Below are 23,156 nucleotides of genomic sequence, written 5' to 3' on the forward strand. Positions count from 1 at the left end.
CAAATCCCATACCAAACGGCAGGGGTAACCAACTTAATTTAAAGTAAGTGCCATTAGGCTAACGCCCTTCGGCTAATCAGGGAGGCCTTGTTCGTGCTCTTGGACATAATAAAACTTAGAATGCTTATTGGAAGAAGACTGTAAAAAATCAGTCGCCGGTGTTAGCCGTTGTTATTGCAGATCACCGGTCGGTTACTTCTCAAACGTAATCACCTGTCGGACGGCGGTGCCGTTGGCGAGGGCGTCGAAGGCTGTGTTGATTTCGTCCAGTTGAATGGTGCTGGTCAGCAGTTTGTCGACGGGGAGCAGGCCGGCCTGGTACATGGCGATGAAGCGGGGTAAATCGCGGCGAGGGACGGCGGAGCCCATGTAGGAACCTTTGATGGTGCGTTCTTCGGCGACAAGGCTGACGGCGGGGACGGAAAACATCCTGGCGGGATGTGGCAGGCCGATGGTGATGGTGGTGCCGCCCCGTTTGGTTGCGGCGTAGGCCTGTTGGAGCACGCGTTCGTTGCCGACACTTTCGAACGTATAATCGACGCCGTTCTGGAGGTCTTTGATCAACTCGACCGGGTCTTCTTCACTGGCGTTAATCGTGTGCGTCGCGCCGACCTGGATGGCGCGTTCGAGTTTAGCGGGGAGCAGATCGACGGCGAAGATGGTTTCGGCCCCTGCGGCGCGGGCGCCCATCACCGTACTTAAGCCGACGCCGCCCAGGCCAAAGACGGCGACGCTGGAACCCGGTTCGATCTTTGCCGTATTGACGACCGCGCCGACGCCCGTCATCACCGCGCAACCGAACAGCGCGGCGGTGCTGAGGGGGAGTTGCGAATCGATTTTGATCAGCGATTCCTGGGCGACGACCGTGTGTCCGGAAAAAGCGGAGACGCCGAGGTGGTGATTGATTTCCAGATCGGAGGCATTGCGAAACGGACGACGGCCGGAGAGTAAGGTGCCGGCCGTGTTGGCGCGGGCACCGGGTTCACACAACGCGGGCCGCCCTGTCGCACAGGGAATGCAGTGACCACACAGGGGGACGAACGAGAAGACGACGTGATCATCAGGCTGGAGGTCGTGGACGCCGGGACCGACTTCACGGACGATGCCGCTGGCTTCGTGCCCCATGACCATCGGCATCACACGCGGACGGGAACCGTCGATGGTTGAGAGGTCGGAGTGACAGAGGCCGGCGCCGGCCATCTCGACGAGCACTTCCCCCGGACCGGGATCAGCGAGTGAGACCTGTTCGATGACCAGCGGTTTTGACTCAGCATAAGGAGTCGGTTTTTCCATTTCATACAGGACGGCGGCGCGAGTCAACATGGGGAGCGTTCCCTGGTGAAAGAGGATGGGTAATTGCTTATTTCACATCATAATTTCACATCATAAATGAGTTCCCCGCCCTGGGGATTTCGTTTTCTGGTATCTGTCACGTGCGTACCCTTCGTTAGTTCCAGTTGAAAGTCGGCGGGGGTGACTGTTGCCTGGGAATCTAAGGTATCGACATTGATGCGGCAACCGAAAGTAAGGATATCCTGATTCGATTTATGTTGATACGATTTTGTGGTCCAGAATTTCGGTTTCGGACCTTCGTTCGGGAGATCGACATAATAGAAATCATGCTGGCTGTGATATTGGTCGGATTGCTCACCTGTATATTTCATGACGACACATTCCCGTTCCGTCGGTGCGACCCATAAGCGTTTTAGACCGCCATACACCTCGGATTTTTCCAGGACAGTGCAAGCGATGCCCTGCACCTGCTCGAGTTGCGGACAGACTTTGTATTGATCAAGTGTGAACCCATAAACCGGATCGCCTGCCAACAGTGACCAGCGAAGTGGATTCAGACCAAAAAGAGGCAGCATGGGAGGTACCGATGATTTAGAGATGGTCAGGTGGCGGATGCCTTCGTATTTATAGGCAATGGCAGCGGTATTTCCGTCGACTGACCAAGTCATGTCAAGGTCTTGCATTTGCTCTAACTGGGGAGTCGGGACACGTCCCCATTGACGACAGCGGATGCGGGGACTATCCAGGATTAGTGAATAGTGTGTTTTAAAATTGACGGTCTGATTCAGATAATGCAGCGTTTCCTCTTCCGTTAACGGTAGCACTTCATCAACGCCATCTGCAGCCGACTTCATATAGGGAAGTTTGCTGCGCGTGACATCCAGTGAAAGTTCGATCCGCATTGCCTGCAGTCGCTCGCGTCGTGCTTTCCAGGTTTGGTTGATGACTTCGGTTGTCAGGGGCTGGTTCTCGGCAGCCTGAGTAACTGGTAAGCCACTGCCAAGGAGTAGAATCGCCAGAATGGAATTTCGCAGGCGAGGGAGCATCGTGAATCCTTTCTTTGTCGACTTTGAAACCGTTCGTAAGATCGAGCCGCCGCATAGTAAGCGAAATCTGTTCTGTTGACCAGATTGAATTGAGGGTGTGCATTTTGTTTGCCCGTGAACGAAATCGGTCCGTTTTGAGCAAGTGGATAAAAGGAGTGGTTGATACAAGTTGATACAGGGGCGATAGACCGGCGAAAGTGAGCCGACGAGGGTCGACAGCATGGCGATGGTGTGTCGATAGCTGTGGTTATACGATCGTGAAAAGAGTGAACTAACGCGGTTCGTGACATTGAATATAATCTACTATTACAGCACAAAAATACTTTAATCCAGGCAGCAAACGGGAATGAGAGTGATTGATTCGGTTCAAGGCATGATTGTGGTAACCGCTGAATTCTCATGACGATAGACCCTGTTAAAAAATTCTCCACGCGCGCGACGCGCTTGAGGCATAAATTATCGAGGGGCAGCAGGCTGTCAAGCTGAAGAGACGACAGCAAGTTCAGGTGAAGTGCAGTGGTTTTCATTAAGAAACTCGTAGAGAGGAACAGATTTGATGCTCGTTTTCAGGAATTTCTACTGTTATACTGCTGCCACTGAATAATGCGCACCGACTCTGAATGAAAGCGGAATTAATAATGGCCAGTGTGGAACCGACCAATTCGTATGTTCGTTATCGCGTGATTTTTGTCTGCATGCTGATGGCAGTTCTGTTGTACCTGGATCGATTCTGTATTTCTTTCGCCGAGGTCTTTATCAAAGATGAACTGGGCTTGAGCGATGAGCAGATCGGCATTCTGCTCGGTTCATTCTTTGTTTCTTATGCATTATGCCAGGTCCCCTCCGGATGGTTCAGTGACCGCTTTGGTTCCCGGAAAATGTTGACGATCTACATTCTCATGTGGTCCCTGTTTACGGCGATGACGGGGCTGGCAACCGGTTTCATCTCGCTGCTGATCTTTCGCCTGGGTTTTGGATTGAGTCAGGCCGGTGCCTATCCGACGAGTGCCAACATTGTCAGCAAGTGGATGCCTTTAACGGAACGCGGCTTTGCCAGCAGTATGGTCACCGTCGGTGGGCGGATTGGTGGTGCACTGGCGCCGGTGTTGACCGCGTTACTGATTATCATGTATGTGCCTTTGACGGAATCTTCGGATCTGACGACCGGGGATATTATGAATCCGCATGGTCTGGCGACGACGTTTCTGAAACGTGTGGAGGAAAAACAGGAGTTTGAAACGAAGATCTATGCGGGACTGACGCCGGAAAGTAAAAACTATCTCTACGCGGAGGCTGTAGCCGCTAAGGCGGAGGCTGCCGCTGAAGCTGCGACTACAGCCAGGAAAGTAGCTGAAGATACGGCCGCAATAGCTGCAAATGCCAGTGGTGAGAAAAAAGCTCTGGCTGAAACCGAGGCTAAGAATGCTGCCGCTGCAGCGGAGTTAGCAGTGGCAGAGGCAGCTGCTGCCGCTGATGCTGCGGTTGAAGCTAAAGCGCTGGTGAAATCATTTACGAAAGCAGAGAGTTCTTTCCTGGTGAATCTGAATTCGATTTTGCAGGAGCAGCAGCTTTACAATCCGGCAGACTTTGAAGGATTGACGCTCAATAAGCAGGCGGAACAGCTGTTGGAAGTGAGCCCGGGAGAGTTGAACGTCGAGCAGAAATCCCGGTTGAATCGATTGCTGTTTGAAGCACGGTACGCCGCCGACGTTCGCAAAGTACAGGGAAAAGGCTGGCGCAAGATGATGATGACCTACGGTCTGGTGGGCATCGCAGTTGCCGTGATTTTCTGGTGGGTGATTCGCGATTATCCCCGCGCCCATCCGTCCTGTTCAGAACAGGAACTGGAGCTGATTGAACATGGTCGTCTGGAGTCGGATAAAGATCATTCGAAGCAGATCGGCGGAATTCCCTTTAAGGCGATCATGAAAAACCAGAGTTTGTGGCTGCTGTCCCTGTCGCAATTCTGCACGAATGTGGGTTGGCTGTTTCTGGTGACCTGGCTTCCTCGTTTTCTGGACGAGGCGTATCAGGTTCCGCTGGAAGAGCGCGGGAAGATGATCACGTTTGCTCTGGCGGTGGGCTGGTTTGGAACTTTGTCGGGAGGGAAAGTCACCGACTGGTTGATGAAGCATATCAGTCTGCGCTGGAGTCGTGTGCTGCCGATTGCGATCTCGCGATTTACTGCAATGGCGGCGTACCTGGTCTGTCTGATGGATATCTCACCCTGGACTTCGGTGATCATGTTTTCGATTGTGGCGTTTTCAACCGATTTCGGTTCGCCTGCGATGTGGGCGTTTAACCAGGATATCGCCGGTAAACACGTTGGTTCGGTGCTGGGCTGGGGGAATATGTGGGGAAATCTGGGGGCGGCGGTAGCACCTTCGTTGATGATCGCTGTGATCGGCAAGGAACACAACTGGAGCATGGCGTTTATCACGTGTGCGATTGCGTTTCTGATCGCGGGTGTGGCATCGCTGTGTGTGGATACTTCGAAAACTCTGGTTGTGGATGATGAGGAATCGATACCGGCTACGGCTTAGACTGTGATTGAGAAGGATGGTTTTACTTTATTGCAGGCTTACACAGTTATTTCCTGTTGTCTTACGACAATCCCGAATTGCATTCGGGACCACCCATGATGGGGGGAGAAATTGAGTGCAAACGTTGTTTCGTTATTTTGCGAGTTCATCCAGTTCGGCGAGTTTGAGCTGGATGCTGAGGATGTAGGGGGCTTTGTCTTTTTCCCAGTGGCCGTAGGTGGTGATGATGAAAGTGCCGTCGGGAAGGACTTCAACGCCGGGATAGGCACAGTCGGCTCCTTTGGTGTTGTCTTTGAGACGGACGTGGTACTGCCCTTCTTTGCCGTTGACGAGATCATCGTAGGTTCCGACCCAGGCGACCCAGTCTCCTTCGGTGGGAGCAGTGTGGCCTTTGGGAGTGTTACTGCGAAAGGAGATGAGCAGACGACCGCTGACGGGATCGTATTTGCCGGTATGTCGGTCACCATTCAACGAGCCGGGCAGATCACGGGGTTCGGTCCAGGTTTTGCCTTCATCGTTGGAGAAGATGATTTGTGAATTGTGACGACGACTGTTTTCGCGGAGGAGGACGGCCAGCTGTTTGCCATCGGGAGAGCGAATGATGCCGGGCTCGCAGATATGGTATTCGGATGATTTGTGAATGGCTTCCGGGTTTGACCAGGTTAAGCCACCATCTGTAGAGAGAGTTTTATATAGAGTGAATACAACCGGTGATTGCTGTTTGGAATCTTTGGAGATGAAACGACCGTCATCATGAAACAGAGCCATATAATGACCGGGGCCGGTTTTGAGCGGTTCGACACAGCCCATGACGACGATGCCGCCCCAGTCGCCGATCGGTTTGAGTTCGCTCCAGGTCTGGCCGTCATCTTCGGAGACCGCCATGCGGGCAGGATACAGACCGGAGAACATGATAATTCGTTTTTTACCGGAGGCATCGACGACGCGATGCAGCGTAGGGACTTCACGGGAGGTTGCCCAAGATGCGGGAGTGGGCAGACGGTCGCTCCAGGTTTTTCCGGCATCGGTGGAGCGTTTGTAAACGATGCCTCCTTTCCCATGGCCTTTAGGATAGACGCAGAGGATGGTTTTATTGTCTTCGAGTAAAACGGTGGTGGGATGACCGAGGTACTGGCCTTCTTCGCGATCGACGACGGTCTGGCGATGCGACTGGGCATCGAGGTCGATGTAAGGGATGCTGAATCCGGGTGCCTTGGGCGCTGCTTGCGGGGGATCAGCTGCGATCAGGCCGTTGGGGAGTCCGCTGACGATCAGGGCGTAACACATTGCCAGTTTCGCGGGGAGGGACACTTGAGGAATCATGGCAAGTCCTTACGTCAGAGGTGTTTGAAATCAGAGTAAATCGACCTGAATCACAATGCCCGTCCTGCTGGTTGTATTGTTGATCAGCATGTATTTTAAGACTAACGTCACGCTGAGGAGGGTTCAATACTGGTTCTCAGGGTAAATGTCCTGAATCAACGGAAAACTTTGAATCTTTCCCGATTACGGAGCCTTTTTTAAATAATATATTGTTATTCGACAGAATTCCCGATACGATATCAATATGACTTGATGTATCTGATTGTGAATTAACGAGATACAGTTGAATCATCCCCAGCCTGCGCGGCTTTTTCCCACCTGACTCTAACATCGTAGACATGACTATGAAAACTTTGCGAAAAGTGACAGCCGTCATTGTATGCTTGAGCCTGTTCCTCTGCTCCGCTGTCTCTCTCTCCGCTGCCGATTCGAAAGCAACTCAACAGCAGCTGGATTTCTTCGAGAAGAAGATCCGACCTGTTCTGATTCAGCATTGCTACGAATGCCATTCGGCCGATTCGAAAAATCTGAAAGGGAGTCTGCTGGTCGATTCCCGACAGGGACTGCTGGACGGCGGCGATTCGGGGACTGCATTGGTTCCGGGAAAACCGGGTGAGAGTCTGCTTCTGGAAACGATGAAGTACGGTGAAGACAGCTACCAGATGCCTCCGAAAGGGAAGCTGTCCGATGAGATTATCGCCGACTTTGAAAAATGGATCGCGATGGGGGCCGCAGATCCGCGGACTGAGTCATCAAAAAAGACAGCGAAGGCAGAGATCGATTTCGACAAGGCTCGAGAATTCTGGTCGTTCCAGGTGCCTCGACATTACCCGGCTCCTGAAGTCAAACAGAAAGCCTGGCCACAAAACAGGATTGATGCTTTCATCCTGGCGGCACAGGAAGCGAAAGGTTTTACCCCTGCTCCGCGAGCTTCGAAGCAGACTTTGATTCGACGGGCCTACTTTGATTTGATCGGGCTGCCACCCACTCCTGCTGAAGTTGATGCCTTCCTGAAAGATGAATCTCCGGATGCTTATGCACGTCTGATCGATCAGTTGCTGCAGTCTCCGCATTACGGGGAACGCTGGGGCAGACACTGGCTGGATGTCGCACGGTATGCGGAAGACAATACGAATATGGGGCCGCACAACGGACCGTACCCACATGCTTATCGCTATCGAGACTGGGTGGTCAAGGCGTTCAATGAAGATATGCCTTACGATGAGTTTGTGGTTCGTCAACTGGCAACGGACTTCCTGCCGGAAACCGGTCCCGAAGATTACCCTGCCCTGGGGTTCATGGGACTGGGACCTTCCTATCATAAGGAAGTGGCTCTGTCGCGTCTGACTTTGGAAAACCGCTATGCGGATGACTGGGAAGACCGCGTCGACAGTTTGTGCCGAGGATTGCTGGGGCTGACGATGGCCTGTGCCCGCTGCCACGATCACAAATATGATCCGTTAACAGTGGAAGACTATTATGGGATTGCGGGAGTATTTGCTTCCGTACGACAGACCACACGACCGATTATTCCTGAGGAAGAAGTCGCGAAGACACAACCTGCCCGGGATAAAGTGGACGCTTTAAATAAAGCAAATACCGATCTGGCGGCGAAAGTGAAAGAACTGACGAAACGAAATGCCGAGCTGAAAAATTTGATCAAACAGGCCGGTGATGCCGGGTTCCCGCTGATCGCGTCCCGTCCAGATGTCAAGAAGCAGACGACGGTCCGGTTTCCGATTCCCCCTGAAGAGTTGAAACAGAATACAACGTTGATTGCAGCTCATAACCAGACGATCAAAGACAATAAAGAACAGGCCGAAGAGATCAAGAAATCAACGCCGGGATTTGAGCTGCCTCTGGCAGACGCTCTCACCGAAGAACAGGTGCGAGTGGAAGAGATCACCGAAGATAAGATGAAGATCGTCTATTATCCCAAGCCGCGCGACCTGAATGTCTTCATTCGCGGAAATGCGGCCAATCTGGGAGAACTGGTTCCCCGTCGATTTGTGCGGGTACTGTCAGACGGTCAGCCCGAACCGTTCCATAACGGCAGCGGTCGGCTGGAACTGGCTCAGAAAATCGCCAGTCGGGAGAATCCACTTACTGCCCGCGTGATGGTGAATCGGATCTGGCAGCATCATTTTGGTGAAGGACTCGTCGATACGCCGAGTAATTTTGGGAAAACGGGTTCCCTGCCCAGTCATCCGGAACTGCTGGACGATCTCGCTGTCTGGTTTATGGACGAAGGCTGGTCGATGAAGAAACTGCATCGATTGATCATGCTGTCGGCGACGTATCAGCAGTCCTCCAATGTCGAACTGTCGGAATTGCAAATGAAGCAAGATCCGAACAACCGATTGCTCTCGTATTTCAATCGTCGTCGGCTGGAAGCGGAAATTTATCGTGATGCATTGCTGGCAGCGGGGAACAATCTGGATGCGCGACAGGCGGGGCCTTCCGGTGATATTGATGATCCTGCCTTTCAGAGGCGTGGAATTTATGCGACCGTCTCTCGGCATAAACTCAGTACATTCCTGCAGTCTTATGATTTTCCTGATCCGGCGATTCATGCGGCTCGTCGATCCAAAACAACGACACCGCTGCAGCAGCTGTTTGTGTTGAACTCTCCTTTTGTCAGGCAACAGGCTCAGCAACTGGCTTCTCGGCTGGAGGGAGAATCTTCTGAAAAACGGGTCAACGATGTTTACCGGATATTGTTCTCGCGGGAGCCGACACCTTCTGAAGTGCAGATTGGCCTGAAGTTCCTGGAAAACAGCGATACCACGGGGGAATCAGAACATAAGATCGAACAGATTCCGACTTTTGCCGGCAAACGGATGAAAGCCGACGTGAAAGAACTGGGCGATTCTTATTCCGTCGAATTATGGGTTAAGAATCAGATTCCCAACGAGCAGCGAATTATTACCGGTTACTTCTTCTCCCGGGGTAAAGATGCGGCGGCGAAGGCAGCCGGCGATCATCTGGGGATCGCCGGGAAGTATCGTCCCAACAAAGCCGGACGACTGTTCTTTTACAATGGCGATTTGAAACGGGACGCGTTGTTTGGAAACTCTGTCATCCAGCCGGGCACGTGGAATCACGTGGTGCTGATTCGCAATCAAAAACAGATCTCAGTTTATCTGAATGGCAACCCGAAGCCGGAAATACAGGGGGAAGCAGATCCCGGATATGCTGATGGTGTCGCTGAGTTGATCATCGCCGGTCGCAATGACAATTTCTCGAATTTCCAAGGGCAACTGGGAGCAGTCGCTGTCTTCAATCGTGCATTGAGCACGGACGAAGTGCAGAAACATTTTGCTGCTGCAAAGCTGAAGCAGGATCAACTGGTGCATGCAGATTATGTCGCGTCGGTTCTGGCTTCGGATCCCCTTTCCTGCTGGCCATTGCGGACTGATAATCCCAATCTGTCCCAGGCCGTGGATATCACAGGGAACAAAAACAATGGTGTCTACGAAGGACGCCAGGACATTGATCCGAAACAATTGACAAGCTGGCAGCGATACTGCCTGGCGTTACTCTGCAGTAATGAAATGATGTATGTTGACTGACCTCGAGTCGCCTGGTCTGGTCAGCACTTTTTCCAAAAACAAAACGAGATCTGAGTCATGATGAATATAAACGGACAGGACCTGTTCAATCGTCGCGAAATTCTGGAGAAGGTCGGCAGCGGTTTTGGCATGATGAGCCTGGCCGGCATGCTGGCTTCCGCCGAGGGAGCAGCTCAGAAAACGCCACAGCAGAAACCTCATTTCGCACCGAAAGCGAAGCGGGTGATCTTTCTGTTTATGAGTGGTGGTCCCTCTCAGATGGACACTTTTGATCCGAAACCGTTGTTGAAGAAGTATGAAGGCCAGCGTCCTGCTGCTGCCAATATTCGAACTGCGTCTAAAACAATGGGCCTGCTTCCCTCCCCTGTCAAATTCATTAACGCGGGGAAATCCGGGATTCCGGTCTCAGAGTATTTTTCAAAAACCGCAGAGCATATCGACGATATGGCGATCATTCGTTCGATGCATACGGACTTTCCCAATCATGCGCCGGCGTTGTGTATGATGAATCTGGGAACGCTGACACCCACTCGACCCAGCCTGGGTTCGTGGCTGACTTACGGACTGGGAACGGAGAATCAGAATCTGCCGGGTTTCCTGGCGTTATGTCCGGGGAAACCTGTTGTGGGTCCCAAGCTGTGGGGGAGCGCTTTCCTGCCCGGTAAACACCAGGCGACCCATATCAACAACAAAGATCTGACTCCCGAGCAGATGATTCCGTATCTGAAGAACGAAGTCATGACTTCTGCCGAACAGAAAAAGCAGCTGGATCTGGTTCAGGCGATCAATCAGCAGCATCTGGTGAAACGTGCCGGCGACAATGAGCTGGAGACACGCATCAAATCAATGGAGCTGGCCTACCGGATGCAGTTCGCAGCGACCGATGCCTTTGATATTTCTAAAGAGCCAGAGAAGCTTCAGGAAGCTTATGGTAAAAGCGAATTTTCCAAGGCCTGTTTATTGTCACGGCGATTAAGTGAGCGCGGCGTGCGGTTTGTGCAGGTTTACTATGGAAATCGTCAGCCCTGGGATACGCACAGTAATCATGATAAGAGCAACGAGCGATTGTGTAAGGATATCGATCAGCCGATTGCACAACTGCTGACCGACCTGAAGCAGCGTGGACTGCTGGACGAAACACTGGTGGTCTGGGGAGGCGAGTTTGGCCGTACCCCAACGGCGCAGGGCGGGATTAACGGACGGGATCACAATCCGTTCGGATTCTGCATGTGGCTGGCCGGTGGTGGGATCAAAGGGGGAACCGTACATGGCGAGTCGGATGAATTCGGTTTCCGTGCGATGCAGGATAAGGTTCACGTCCACGATCTGCACGCGACGATCCTGCATCTGATGGGCATCAATCACGAGCGGTTGACCTATCACTATTCCGGTCGGGATTTCCGACTGACGGATGTCGCCGGCGAGGTTGTACATAACATCATTGCCTGATGCAGATTATGGTTGATTGTTGTCTCAGTTCTCTTCACTTTTGAGTTCTCTGCAGAGACTCCTTTTCTCTCCTCAATGAATCATATATAATATACACGCAGTGTTAGTCTATTTATGATAAGCCTTTACAAGGCTGTTTGAGGAAACGAAATGTCGACATCCAATCTCCCCGGTTCTTTTTCGCTCGTACCGCGAGGGAATATTCGCGAAGTTGTTGTGCAGAGAATTCTGGCAGCAGTGATCCGCGGCGAATTTCCTGTCGGGCACCGGATGGTGATCCAGAATCTGGCAGAGCAGTTCGGAGTGAGTGCCACGCCCGTACGTGAGGCGCTGGTCGAACTGGCTTCCATTGGGATAGTCGAGAATCTTCCCAATCGTGGTGCAGTGATGCGCGACTTTGGCGTCACGCAGATTCGCGAGATTTATCAACTGCGGCGTATCCTCGAAGTCGAAGCGGTCCGCAATGCCTGTGGTCAGATTGACCCGCAGCAGCTGTCCGTACTGGCGAGTGAGTTCAAGGCGATTAAAGATGAGCCGCGCGACGTCAACTGGTCGCAGAAGGCGATGTCGCTGGACATCAGACTGCATACTCTGATTGCCGAGCATTGTGGCAGCATGAGACTGCAGGACGAATTACGGCGATATAATACGCTGGTGCAGGCGATTCGGGAAGTCGTAGATAATGAAAGCCAGGCACAGGAAATCGCATTGTCTGATCATACCGCAATTATAGCTGCCCTGCAGTCCCAGAATTGTGAGAACGCGGCTGCAGAGATGGACCAGCATATTCGCAAGACAGCCGAAGTGGTTGAGAAACATATGCAGGATCGAATTCTCAATAAATAGTTCGAATCGAGTTTCGAATTGCCAGAAGAATTCCGGTTGAATTATTTCTGCTGGGCTCCTCTGAGTCATGTGCCTGCTCTTTTGAATTTTGACTATGCTCAAAAAAAGCTATCCCGCGCGCGAACTTTTCTTGCGTCATGACGTCTTTAAGATGAATCACTTGGCAGTCGTCTGCATCAGAGTGAGCGTTAGGAACAACAGAGGATAGAATTTAAAAATGCGATACCTGGCTTTACAGAACGGCAGTGATGGAACTCTTCATTTGAGAAGTGAAGAGTCCAAGGGAGATTTTACGCTCCCGTTGTAGCAACAGGTCGTTCCATAAGCATCGTCATATCGGCCTGGTGTTCTCTGACATCGGGCTTTTTTTACAGGGATCGGTAGCTGAGATGGTTTAGCGGCGGTCTGAAGAACCGCAGACGAGGATTCGAGCACCTCCCGATCCACTTTTATTACAGAGAATTCCGCCCCGTTCTTCTAACGGACAGGATACTGGCCTTTCACGCCGGAGACGCTGGGTTCAATTCCCGCACGGGGTATTCACGTTATTTCAAATGTGACTGGAATCATAGATTTCAACCAATGAAACAGATCAAGGAAGTCAACCGGCCGGATGAGGATCCTGTCTTGAAAACAGGGGGCGCTGAATAGTGCTTGTGGGTTCGAGTCCCACGGCTTCCGCTTGAATGTAGTAACAGACTGCAGGTCTGAATGAGGTCTGCAGCTGGATTGAAAAAGATGAAAAAACCGTGAATTTTAAGTAATTGGAAGGTAGCCGGATACGGTTTGCCGGACCGCACTGCTAATGCGTGTGCCTGCCAGGGTGTGTGGGTTCGAATCCCATGCCTTCCGCTTTATAACCAGATACGATATGGTGTTCGTAGTGTAATGGTTTTGCACATAACACTGTGACTGTTAAAGAGGCGGGTTCAATTCCCCCCGAACACCCCTTTAGAAAAGACAGGAATCCAACATGGTGTCATCAACGCTGGAGCGGCCAACGCTGATACTTAACCGAAACTGGCAACCAGTCGGTGTAACGACGGTGGCCCGGGCTGTGGTTAAAATCTGGAACGAGACGGCGCGGATCGTTGATCCGTCTGACTATCAGACCTATTCCTGGGCTGATTGGGCGCAGCTCAAACCAGAGGATGACGAGCTGGCTATCCAGAGCAGTCATTCCCGGTTCCGGGTTCCCGAAGTGATCACGCTGCTGAAATATGACCGAATGCCCCGCAACGTGGTGACGTTCAGTCGACGGAATGTTTTTAAACGTGACCACTTCACCTGCCAGTATTGTGGCTGTCAGCCCGGAAGTGAAGAGCTGACGATTGACCACGTTACTCCCCGTTCTCAGGGGGGTGAAACATCCTGGAGCAATTGTGTGCTGGCTTGCGTGGAATGCAATTCGCGCAAAGCGGCCCGTACTCCCGGTCAGGCTGGTATGAAGCTGCAGAAGGAACCGGTTCGACCGAAATGGAAACCGTTCTACGCCATGCAGAATATGCGGATTGACAGCTGGTCGCGCTTTATCAGCGAGACCTACTGGAATGTAGAACTGGAATCTTAAAGCAGACCGGTCCCCCTGAGTGATGGCTCAGGGGGACTTTTTTATTGCAGTTTGTCGAGGACGGGGATTGCTTCTTCCTGGTTGAGAGGCTTTTCCATCTGTTTGGACTGCACTTGAACAAGAACACGCGCGTCTCCTTTGTCGCGTGCTGCCAGTGTCAGTTCAAAGTTGAGTGCCTGTTTAGCTGCCAGTTCCTGAGCCGGTTCGAAGATGATATAGGAACCGGCCTGCTGATAGCGTCCTGGTCCTTTCGCTGCGACAAAGACCAGTTCTTTCGGAATTTTGACCCGAAACTCAACATTGGTGGCAGAGGCGCTTCCCTGGTTGATGAGCTGCACCTGCATGGCCATTTTCTCGCCGACTTCCAGCGGACCTTTCAATTCACTGGTTTCCACTTTCAGTAATGCTTGACCAATCACAACGGTTTCCGATTGAAGATTAGCGGAAAACTGTGTGTTGTTATCAGTGACTACCTGGAGAGTGCTGATTTTTTTGCCGACTTCCGTTGGTTCGAGTTCAATCGAAAGAGTTTGTGTACTGCCGGCAGCCAGTTCTTTGAGGTCCCATTGAACAACGCTACGAACCTGATCGAACTTGCCGTTATTGGAAGCAGACAGAAACTTCATGCCGGGGGGGATCGACTCAAATACCGAGATATTCTGGATCGTGTTTTCGGTGTTATTGGTAATTGAGTTCTCGTACTCCCCTTTACTCCCCAGATATCTGTTTTTGGGCCCTTTGCGGGTCAGCAAAAACTGCTCCCCATTCCCGATGACTTTCAGGGGGACTTCCGTTTCTGCTTTGAGATTCCCATCGCCTACCACGCTGGAAATATTTTTGCCGGCACCAGGTTTTACAGCTTTGAGCTGCAGTTGAATCTGTTTGGTTTCACCAGCGGGAATGATGCCGACACTGTACTCGAGATCGTCTCCCCCCGGATGTGAGAACTGAGGGGGGATGATACTGCGGACATACACGTTTTTCGCATCACCGGTTCCACTGTTGGTAATTGTATAATTGACGACCGTGATTTCGCCTGGTTTTACGGCTTCGGGTTGATCCGACTTAATCACCAGCTTCGGGGACGTGATTTTTGTTTCTGCTGCAACTTCCGTCACAAAATTGACGGTGGCGACACTGCCGATCTGACCGGCGTGTTCCGGGATGACGCGGATTGAGATTTTCTTTTCCACTCCCGGGCCCATTTCTCCCAGTCGCCAGATGATCCGGTCGCCAATTTGCTCGGCACGGGGAATGGTTCCCGTCAACTTTGCTCCCTGGGGGATCCGGTCTTCTACAATCACCGACTGGGCTGATGTTGTGCCACTGTTTTTGACAAGAACATGATAAATGAATGGCTGGCCCAGCACCGCTTCAGGGGGCGCCATCTTCTGAATGGTCATTTTGGGGGACTGAGTTTTCAGATGGACTGCAGCAGCCGCCGGTTCGCGGGTAAGCGGTTGATTACCTTCTACCAGGCTCAGAGGTTTTGTGTTTTCAGCCGGTGATATCTCAATCGGCTGTGGTTGTGATGCCTTTGCTGTTTTGTCCATTCCCTCAACAGAAAATAAAGGGGGCTCCTGCAGATTCGATTCCGGCTGACGTTTTTTGATAATGACAACATCCGGTTCTGCTTTAGCAGGGACCGGCTCTGGTTCGAGTTTCGCAGATGGTTCCACTGTAAATGGGACTGGTTTCGTTTCAGGTAATTTCACTGGCTCCGGTTCTGGAGTGGGAGTGGAATTAAACTCTGGTTCCATTGCCGGTTTGGCGGGAGTAGACTCCGGTTCGGACTGAAACGGATTGAAATCCGGTTCCACAGTCGGTGTCGGTACGGGAGTTTCCGGTTTGGCTACTGGAGCTGGTTGAGGCTCATTCTTCGGTGCATCTTCAAAGGGGTTCCGCTCGACGGCAGGTGTTGGCGTCTCAAGCGACTCGACAGGTCTGGGGCCGTTATCGGGTTCGGGGAGTTCCATTTTGGCTGGCAAACTGCCTGATTTGAAAGGGCTTTCTTCCGTTTCTGGTTCCAGATTGATTCGGGCAGGCTCGGGACGAGTTGCAGGTTGATTGGCTGTTGGTGTGTCAAACGGATTTGAAGCTTCTGACTTCTCGGCAAAGGCTTCTCTCGGGGGAACCTTCGTAACCGGGTTTTCCTGGACGACAGCATTCCCTGTTGTGGGAGATCCAAACTGGGGGCCCGCATCGAATTCGGGGAGAACCGGTGTGGAAGGAACTGCAGGTTCTTTCTGAGAAACAGCGGGGCTGTCTTCAGGGATGGTGAAAGGGTTCTCTGAGAGATCAGGGGTTTTCATTTCGGGAGGCTCCCGGAAATCCAGACCTTTTACCGGGGAAAGCTGTTCAGCCTTCTCGACGGGTTCAAATTCACTGGCAGCTGTTGATTCCTGATCACTGGGAGCAGTTTCTTGTGTGGCGGCAGTGAGTCTGATTTTTGAGAGCGGGGAATTCGAATTGGGGGCAAACGGAGAATCATCTTTGACGGTTTTCTTTGCTTTGAGAGGGAGTGCATTCCGCGCTGCCATTTCAGAAAGTTCAGCAGGTACCTGATCCGAGGGGACTGAATCGGATTCACCCAATGAAAGTTCAGGCGTTGCTGATGGTTGTTCCGAGTCCAGAACGTTCATCTGGCTCATCTGGTGTTCCAGACTGCCGGACTGAATTCCTTTTTGCGCCTGAAGAAACATTAATACGCCAAGCCCTACGACTCCGGCGACAGCGACCAGCTTGATTGCTACATTCGGCATGGGACTCCCTTCCCGGTGAATAAGCTCTTAAGTTCTACAGAAACCTGACAGGCATCAATTTCTTACATGATATCCAGATCGTTTTCTGTTACCTCGGATGCTGCAAAATGTGGTCTCAGACTCTATTTAAACATGAACACCACAACATGCGGGGGTTTCATAGCAAAATTTACAATTCAGGGGAAGAGAATATTTGCGAAAATTTACGTATCTGCTTGCAAAAGATGATGATAGAGCTCTCAGCACGTAAATCAGAAGACGCGCGGCTTATTCAGACTGCGGAGGTTCGGTATCAAAATCGAACCATTTCATGGCGCTGCTCATCGGTTCGATACGCAGAACGACATACCCGTCCTGAAAAATACGTACAGTTCCGGTCGACTCTGAAACGGCGATCGCAATCGCCCCCGTTTCTTTAGAGATGGCAGCAGCAGCCCAGTGTCGGGCTCCCAGGCCTTTGGAAAGGGTTAACCCTTCAGCCGAGGCATTTAGAATTCGTCCTGCTGATTGCACAACTCCATCGGAACTGATGATGAAGGCTCCGTCAATCTGAGCAAGCTCTTTCATACTCTCTTTGACGCGCGGGTTATTTACCATGCGGTCTTTCTGGGAGTAGCCTTTAAATGGATCATGAACCTGTTCGTGTGAGGCTGCCAGGACCTTACGATGATTTCCCACTACAAATAAGGCACCAACGGGTTTTCCTTCACGTCCTTCGCGGCCAATCTCAACGGCCAGATCGACGACGGCCCGTAATGTCTGCAGGGGGACTTTGGTTTCCAGGCGTTGCAAGTCCCGCGAAGTCAGTTTCGCCAGATGGTCAGCCAGACTGACAATGCTGAGTGAATCTGCATGTTCCCGTTCGAAGCCGGCATACAATGCAATAATCCGATCACCGGAAGCCAGGATCTCATCTGCGATGGCTTCCAGGATGGCCTGACTGATCTGAACCTGCCGTGTCTGCGGTTCATGGATCAACGGAACCAAAGCGATTCCATCTTCCTGGGCAGCGCGTTGGACATCTGGCTTATCTGAGGAGACGACCAGTCGCAATTTGCTCAGCGATTTACTGATTTCCAGGAAGTCGTAAGGAATGTCTGCTAACAGGAAGACGACTTCAATCTCACAATCACTGGCCAGGCGCTTGGCCGCTTTTAACAAGCTGGTCAATTGTGGAGAAAGCTCTACCCGTTTCATATCCGGTCTCAATCGCAGCGCTGGTGGTTAATGACACAGTGATTTCGTTGATCGTGCCATTTCAGGTATTTGACCATTTAATAAGATAGCGTTATCTGCTTATGTCGCGGTGTATGTACACTGCAGGCAGGGACATTGTACAGTCTGTGTTCACGTGTGAGGTGGACCAGGCTGTTTGCTACGTGAAATGGTTGGTTGCAAGGATTTACATACCTTTACGGCGATCTCCAAGTTTAAAATATTTCTTGTCAGCGTCAACGCACAACCACCGGTCGGCACTCAAAAAATGAGACGTTTCCACAGGTTAGATGAGATTTGGTTGTTTCAGCCCTGAGAACGGTTCACTCAGAGTCTGTCTCAGCCGTTTTTTGAGCCAGGGAAGCGGGATCAACCAGGGTTTCCACAACGTGCGTCACAGCCCGCATGGCTCCCTGTCCATTGAAAACTCCAACCTCAGCTTTATCCAGGGAAACATCCTGGGAAGTGATTACCCCCTTCTCAAGGTTCAGCTTGATTGTTCCGGAGGGGGTCTTTTGAATCAACTGGATACTGAATTGAGGGTCATTGAGCCGTTCCATGATCTTGGTTTTGAAGGTGATGACTGCCACGTCATCCTCAACCGATTTCAAAGTAAAGATCCGGCGGATGGGAACTTTTTTGCGCAATACGTCGCCGACTGAGACTTCCGCTTCAAAATCTTCATTCCAACTGTCGCCGACTTTGATTGAATCTTCCGGAAGGGGAATCAGGAATCCCAGGCTGCGAGTTTTGTCATTTTCGAGCTTTTTCGGTCCTTTTTTTGTGGTCTCTTTAAAAGTAGAGCCTTCGGAAGTTGTTTGCAGTTCGAGCACCGCGATGACTTCACCTGTTGGTGAGTAAACAATACGTGAAGGGCGACCGATGGTTCTGCGGATCGGGATAAACTGTTCCAGATCTTTTTCCACGGGTTGGATACTGTCAAACGTGGCAGGAGTACCATTATTGAACTGCACGCTCATCTGCACGCGGTCGATCATGGTTTCCAGCGTGGCATTGCCAGACTCATCAACGGCTACCACCCGATAGTGTTTTTGAGTTTGCGTCGAGTTGATTGTGGTTTCTTTATCCTGATTTAACTGGACAGTGAACTGATTCTGTGCATCCACTGTGTAATGCACAAATTCACCAGGCGTAAACTTGAAGCGAAGTGAGTAGCTGGTTGCGTCTTCTTCTGCATGTAATACAGAAACAGGTGCCAGTAACTGGCAGATAGAAAGTGAAAGCAGACAGAACACAAAAGACCGCATCAGGGACTCCTTCCCTCTTAAACTGGTTGATAAATCTCCTTAACCTGTGCGAAAGTTAGCAGATCCGTCAATTTATGGGGAGGGCATTTTTCAGTCGCGGCCAGAAAATCTGACAGAAAAGCTTATTCTGCACCGTATTTAGGCTGTCCGCCCCAGCCAAGTTTGCGATTGAGCCTTGTATAGTAGTTGAAACCGGGAATCCGCGCCAGTTTGAATGTCACAGAAGCACGAGTGATTTCCAGTCGATCACCGGAGGAATAGGGGACTTTAATCTGTCCATCAATCACCAGCATGGCCCCTTCAGGAACATTCGCAGCAGTCAGCGAATACAGGGCATTAGCGTTATCGACCAGCGGACGATTCGAAGGGGTATGAGGACAGATCGGTGTAATAACGAACGCCTGCAGGTCCTGTTTTAAGATAGGTCCGCCTGCAGACAGGCTGTGGGCCGTCGAGCCTACCGGAGTGCTGATAATCAACCCATCGCCGCTATAGGTGGTCACCATTTCATTATCGACCGCCAGTTCGACATCGATCATTGCCATGGCGCCTGCGGAACTGATTACGACTTCATTCAAGCCAAGGTACGTGTTGACGGTTCCGTTCGCGAGAAAGTGTTTGCATTCAAACATCAGGTGTTCGACGATGCGATATTTTCGATCCAGCAGCAGCGAAAAATTTTTGCAGAATCCCTCCGGAGTCAAGTCTGCCAGGAATCCCAGCCGTCCCAGATTGACACCAATCATGGGTAACTGTTTCAGACGCATCTGTCGACATGCTCGGAGAATCGCTCCGTCTCCGCCGAGGACGACGACCAGATCGGCTTCGGAATCATCGGGAATAAAATCTTCAATCACCGAAACAGAAGAAACATAAACGGAAGTTTGTGCCTTGATGTAGGTATGGATCTGCTCCCAGGCAGTCTGGATATGCGTACTTTGATCACGCAGAAGAAACATCAGATTTAATGGCGATTCAGACATATCCCACTTTCAGCACGGAATCAATGAGTTTTGAACACAGGCGTGTGTCAGGCATTATACGCATACTGGAATCAGTATCCAATCATGTGGCTCTGCTTCTGGTTTATTGCATTTGTGATAATTTCCACAAAACGACCCGTTCAGTGAGGATACAGCAGGGGCAAACTGTGAATTTCAATTCAGATGAGCTAGGATTGAGCGTGCTCGGGCATCGTGAATCAAGTTGAATGGTGTTGTGTCTATATGAATTATTTTGCTCATGGAATGCGGTTTGTCGACCGTCCCTATTTTATGGTCGGAACTGCCCTGCCCGATCTGATGGCGGTGGTCGATCGACGCGCGCGACTGCGAATCAGGAATGTCGCCCCTTTTGTCAGTGAAGATGCTTCCATCGAAGCAGAACTGGCATCGGGGATCAAGCAGCATCTCGACGACGATCACTGGTTCCATTCGACTCAGGGGTTCCTGGAAATCAGTACCGACTTGTCAATTTTATTCCGTCAGATCTTTGCTCATGATGAAACAGCCCGGGTTGGTTTCCTGGGGCACATTGTCACCGAGTTATTACTGGATCGTGTTTTAATCGAACAAAATCCAGGACTCATTGACGAGTATTACGCTGCCTTCAATGAAATTGATCCCCTGCAGACAGAAATCGCAACTAACAAAATGGCGACAAAAGCAACCGACAAACTGAAGCTCTGGTTGAGCCATTTTTCTAAAGAAGCTTTTTTAAAGGATTACCTCGATTCACAAAGAATGCTGGTACGCTTGAATCAGGTCATGAATCGGGTCAAACTACAACCATTGCCCGCAGAAACGATATCGGTTTTAAATACAGGGCGGAAGATCGTCGAAAAGCGTCTCAACGATTTGTTGCCGCCTGAGCATTTTTAATCTCAATTGATTGAAAGATAACAACGATGAAGTACGGCTTAAACATGCTGCTCTGGACCTCGGATGTCAATGAATCCCATTTTGGACTTCTGGAACAGATTAAGGGCTGGGGATACGACGGCGTTGAACTTCCCGTATTTGAAGCAGATGAAAAGAAGTTTGCTCAGGTCGGAGCGAAACTGTCTGAGCTGGGTCTGGAAAGTACAGCGGTCACAGTTTGTACTCCTGACGAAAACCCCATCTCCGGTGATGCGAAAATCCGCGAAGCCGGTCTGGAACGCCTGAAACGCATGATTGATATGTGTGCCGCCGCTGGTTCGACTCATCTCTGTGGACCGATTCATTCGGCTCTGGGTGAATTCTCCGGCTCAGGTCGAACTGCCGATGAATGGAAGTACGGCAAAGAGACTCTGGCCAAAGCAGCCGACTATGCTCAGGAACACAAGGTGATGCTCGTCTGCGAATATCTGAATCGCTTCGAATGCTACTTCCTGAATACCGCCGAAGACTGTTCACAGTTCACGCGCGAAGTCAATCACCCCTATCTCAAAATGATGTACGATTCCTTTCATGCGAACATTGAAGAGAAAAGCATCACCTCCGCTGTTAAGACTTGTGCCGACCAGATGGTGCACGTGCATATTTCGGAAAATGATCGCTCCACTCCGGGTGAAGGGGGTGTGAACTGGGATGAGACGTTCTCTGCTCTGAAAGAAATCAACTACGATGGCTGGATGACGATTGAGGCCTTCGGTCTGGCTTTGCCTGATCTCGCTGCCGCCACTCGTATCTGGCGTAAAATGTTCCCTTCAGAAGAGCATCTGGCAACAAAGGGGCTGGAATTCATGAAATCCCGCTGGGAAGGTTAGATCCTTTTCAGTAGTTCAGAATTCTGACCAGACTAAAATGGAGTAAACATCGTGCTGAATGTTTACTCCATTTTTTATTTCAGTTCACAGCTTCAGCGACGATCTGCATGGCTGATTCACAGAGCGCTTCCGCCGCATCGCTCTCAGGTGCTTCCGCGATGACACGAATGATCGGCTCCGTATTACTGGCCCTTACCTGTACCCAGCGATCATCCCAGTCCAGACGCAGACCATCCCCCTGAGATGCGGTCGCGCTGTCAAAATGCGTTTCTAAAGCTTTGCAGGCAACGTCCACTTTTTCTCGAGGACAGGTGATTTTGTTTTTTACGATACTGTATTGCGGCAGCGAATCCGCCCAGTCGCTTAATTTCTGCCCTGAGGTAGCCAGTCCAGCCAGAACATACGCCATGCTCACATAGCTGTCACGTACATATCCAACTTTCGGATCGATGACACCTCCGTTTCCTTCTCCGCCAAGAATTGCTGATTCCTGCTTCATTTTGGCACAAACGTGGGCTTCTCCTACGTAAGAACGAAAGAAGGGGCAGTTGTATTTCGCCGCGATGTCTGCAGTCACGCGACTGGTGGAACCATTCACGACCACCGGGCCGGGTGTCCGTGCGAGCACATAATCAGCGGCCAGAGCCAGTGTGAGCTCTTCGCCGATGTAGCGGCCTGTTTCATCTACAATCGCCAGGCGGTCGGCATCGGGGTCCTGAGCGAAACCGGCATCGGCTCCCTCTTTCACAACGGCTTCACTCAAGCCGGTCAGATTCTCTTTGAGTGGCTCAGGCGTATGGGCGAAATTCCCGTCTGCTGTTCCGCCAAGTACGATGACTTCGCAGCCCAGAGACTCAAGAAACTGGGGAGTCGAAACCGCCCCTGATCCATGATTACAATCCAGAACGACCTTGAATTTTCGTTGTTTGATCTTATCCCGGTCCACCAGTTCAAAAACACGAGCCATATGCGGGCCGGCGGCATCTTGGAGAGTTTCTATCGATCCCAACTGGTCCCAGCCGACATAATTGAAGGTTTCGTCGTTCAAAACAGAAAGCAGCTTTTCCCCCTGCTCCTGATTATAAACAGAGCCTTCAGACGAGAACGGCTTCAAACCATTCCACGGAATGGGATTGTGGCTCGCGGTGATTTGAATTCCCCCGGCCGCTTTTAAATGAGTCACCAGCACGCCGCAAGTGGGAGTCGTGGCGATCCCTGCATCAATCACGCGGCACCCGGTTGCCAGCAGTCCACTGATGACCGCATGGCGGACCATTTCACCACTGCCTCGGCCATCACGTGACAGAACGACCGTTCCCTGATTCGCAATCGTACCCACGGCGGCGGCAAATCGCGTTAAATAATCGGGAGTCAGTCCATTACCAACCACGCCGCGTAAACCGGAAATACTGAGAATCCGTTCTGACATGAAATTACCTGATTGAGCTGGAGGAGAAGGTTGTGTGAATCTATCGATGTTACGAGAAACATAGTCTAGATGACTGAGATTGACAATCCCT

General features: G+C 51.2%; 15 protein-coding genes and 5 tRNA genes. 12 read left to right on the forward strand and 8 right to left on the reverse strand.

The genetic code is table 11. The annotated features are described in order from the left end of the window. Positions 1–192: 192 nt before the first annotated feature. Both ACN0YN_RS29525 and ACN0YN_RS29530 read right to left on the reverse strand, forming a co-directional pair. Positions 193–1,323, reverse strand: a complete 1,131-nt coding sequence (locus tag ACN0YN_RS29525) for a zinc-dependent alcohol dehydrogenase family protein (RefSeq protein WP_417388482.1) — start codon at positions 1,321–1,323, stop codon at positions 193–195. 47 nt (positions 1,324–1,370) lie between these two features. Further along, positions 1,371–2,339: a hypothetical protein gene (locus tag ACN0YN_RS29530; RefSeq protein ID WP_417388483.1), complete on the reverse strand. Its 969-nt coding sequence runs from the start codon at positions 2,337–2,339 to the stop codon at positions 1,371–1,373. Positions 2,340–2,977: 638 nt separating this feature from the next. Here ACN0YN_RS29530 and ACN0YN_RS29535 point away from each other — a divergent pair. Then, positions 2,978–4,882 carry an MFS transporter gene (locus tag ACN0YN_RS29535; protein WP_417388484.1) on the forward strand — a complete coding sequence of 635 codons (1,905 nt, stop codon included), beginning with the start codon at positions 2,978–2,980 and terminating at the stop codon, positions 4,880–4,882. A gap of 132 nt (positions 4,883–5,014) precedes the next feature. Here ACN0YN_RS29535 and ACN0YN_RS29540 read toward each other — a convergent pair whose 3' ends face one another. Further along, positions 5,015–6,205 (reverse strand): sialidase family protein, encoded by a 1,191-nt coding sequence (locus ACN0YN_RS29540; RefSeq protein WP_417388485.1) that lies wholly within the window; start codon positions 6,203–6,205, stop codon positions 5,015–5,017. 344 nt (positions 6,206–6,549) lie between these two features. On the opposite strand from ACN0YN_RS29540, the gene ACN0YN_RS29545 reads away from it, so the two are divergent. The 9 genes from ACN0YN_RS29545 (at position 6,550) to ACN0YN_RS29585 (ending at position 13,642) form a co-directional block, all read left to right on the forward strand. Further along, positions 6,550–9,777 (forward strand): DUF1553 domain-containing protein, encoded by a 3,228-nt coding sequence (locus ACN0YN_RS29545; RefSeq protein WP_417388486.1) that lies wholly within the window; start codon positions 6,550–6,552, stop codon positions 9,775–9,777. Between the two features lie 57 nt (positions 9,778–9,834). Next, positions 9,835–11,226, forward strand: coding sequence for a DUF1501 domain-containing protein (locus ACN0YN_RS29550; protein ID WP_417388487.1), 1,392 nt, complete (start codon positions 9,835–9,837; stop codon positions 11,224–11,226). 150 nt (positions 11,227–11,376) lie between these two features. Beyond that, a complete protein-coding gene (locus ACN0YN_RS29555; RefSeq protein ID WP_417388488.1) occupies positions 11,377–12,072 on the forward strand; it encodes a GntR family transcriptional regulator in 696 nt (231 codons plus the stop codon). A gap of 374 nt (positions 12,073–12,446) precedes the next feature. Further along, positions 12,447–12,518: transfer RNA gene (locus ACN0YN_RS29560), tRNA-Phe, on the forward strand. Positions 12,519–12,538: 20 nt separating this feature from the next. Further along, positions 12,539–12,611 (forward strand) — tRNA-Glu (locus ACN0YN_RS29565). 57 nt (positions 12,612–12,668) lie between these two features. Then, a tRNA-Ser gene (locus ACN0YN_RS29570) sits at positions 12,669–12,753 on the forward strand. A gap of 85 nt (positions 12,754–12,838) precedes the next feature. After that, positions 12,839–12,924, forward strand: a tRNA-Ser gene (locus ACN0YN_RS29575). Between the two features lie 22 nt (positions 12,925–12,946). Beyond that, positions 12,947–13,020, forward strand: a tRNA-His gene (locus ACN0YN_RS29580). Positions 13,021–13,045: 25 nt separating this feature from the next. Next, positions 13,046–13,642, forward strand: a complete 597-nt coding sequence (locus ACN0YN_RS29585; RefSeq protein WP_417388489.1) for an HNH endonuclease — start codon at positions 13,046–13,048, stop codon at positions 13,640–13,642. A gap of 41 nt (positions 13,643–13,683) precedes the next feature. On the opposite strand, the gene ACN0YN_RS29590 is transcribed toward ACN0YN_RS29585, so the two are convergent. The 4 genes from ACN0YN_RS29590 to ACN0YN_RS29605 all read right to left on the reverse strand — a co-directional run bounded on the left by ACN0YN_RS29590 (position 13,684) and on the right by ACN0YN_RS29605 (position 19,870). After that, positions 13,684–16,404: a hypothetical protein gene (locus ACN0YN_RS29590; protein ID WP_417388490.1), complete on the reverse strand. Its 2,721-nt coding sequence runs from the start codon at positions 16,402–16,404 to the stop codon at positions 13,684–13,686. Positions 16,405–16,671: 267 nt separating this feature from the next. Next, positions 16,672–17,601 carry a DNA integrity scanning protein DisA nucleotide-binding domain protein gene (locus ACN0YN_RS29595; RefSeq protein WP_417388491.1) on the reverse strand — a complete coding sequence of 310 codons (930 nt, stop codon included), beginning with the start codon at positions 17,599–17,601 and terminating at the stop codon, positions 16,672–16,674. 341 nt (positions 17,602–17,942) lie between these two features. Continuing rightward, on the reverse strand, positions 17,943–18,887 hold the full coding sequence (locus ACN0YN_RS29600) for a DUF6263 family protein (protein ID WP_417388492.1): 945 nt from the start codon (positions 18,885–18,887) through the stop codon (positions 17,943–17,945). Between the two features lie 122 nt (positions 18,888–19,009). Then, positions 19,010–19,870 (reverse strand): NAD(+)/NADH kinase, encoded by an 861-nt coding sequence (locus tag ACN0YN_RS29605; protein ID WP_417388493.1) that lies wholly within the window; start codon positions 19,868–19,870, stop codon positions 19,010–19,012. Positions 19,871–20,113: 243 nt separating this feature from the next. On the opposite strand from ACN0YN_RS29605, the gene ACN0YN_RS29610 reads away from it, so the two are divergent. Together ACN0YN_RS29610 and ACN0YN_RS29615 are read left to right on the forward strand one after the other, a co-directional pair. Further along, complete coding sequence (locus tag ACN0YN_RS29610) at positions 20,114–20,767, forward strand: hypothetical protein (protein WP_417388494.1); 654 nt, start codon at positions 20,114–20,116, stop codon at positions 20,765–20,767. A 26-nt stretch (positions 20,768–20,793) separates the two neighbouring features. Beyond that, the gene (locus tag ACN0YN_RS29615; RefSeq protein ID WP_417388495.1) at positions 20,794–21,636 is read left to right on the forward strand and encodes a sugar phosphate isomerase/epimerase family protein; all 843 of its coding nucleotides are present in this window, start codon (positions 20,794–20,796) and stop codon (positions 21,634–21,636) included. 79 nt (positions 21,637–21,715) lie between these two features. On the opposite strand, the gene glmM is transcribed toward ACN0YN_RS29615, so the two are convergent. Beyond that, positions 21,716–23,065: a phosphoglucosamine mutase gene (gene glmM / locus ACN0YN_RS29620; RefSeq protein ID WP_417388496.1), complete on the reverse strand. Its 1,350-nt coding sequence runs from the start codon at positions 23,063–23,065 to the stop codon at positions 21,716–21,718. Between the last annotated feature and the right edge of the window lie 91 nt (positions 23,066–23,156).

This window comes from Gimesia sp. (assembly GCF_048260065.1).
GTDB lineage: Bacteria > Planctomycetota > Planctomycetia > Planctomycetales > Planctomycetaceae > Gimesia.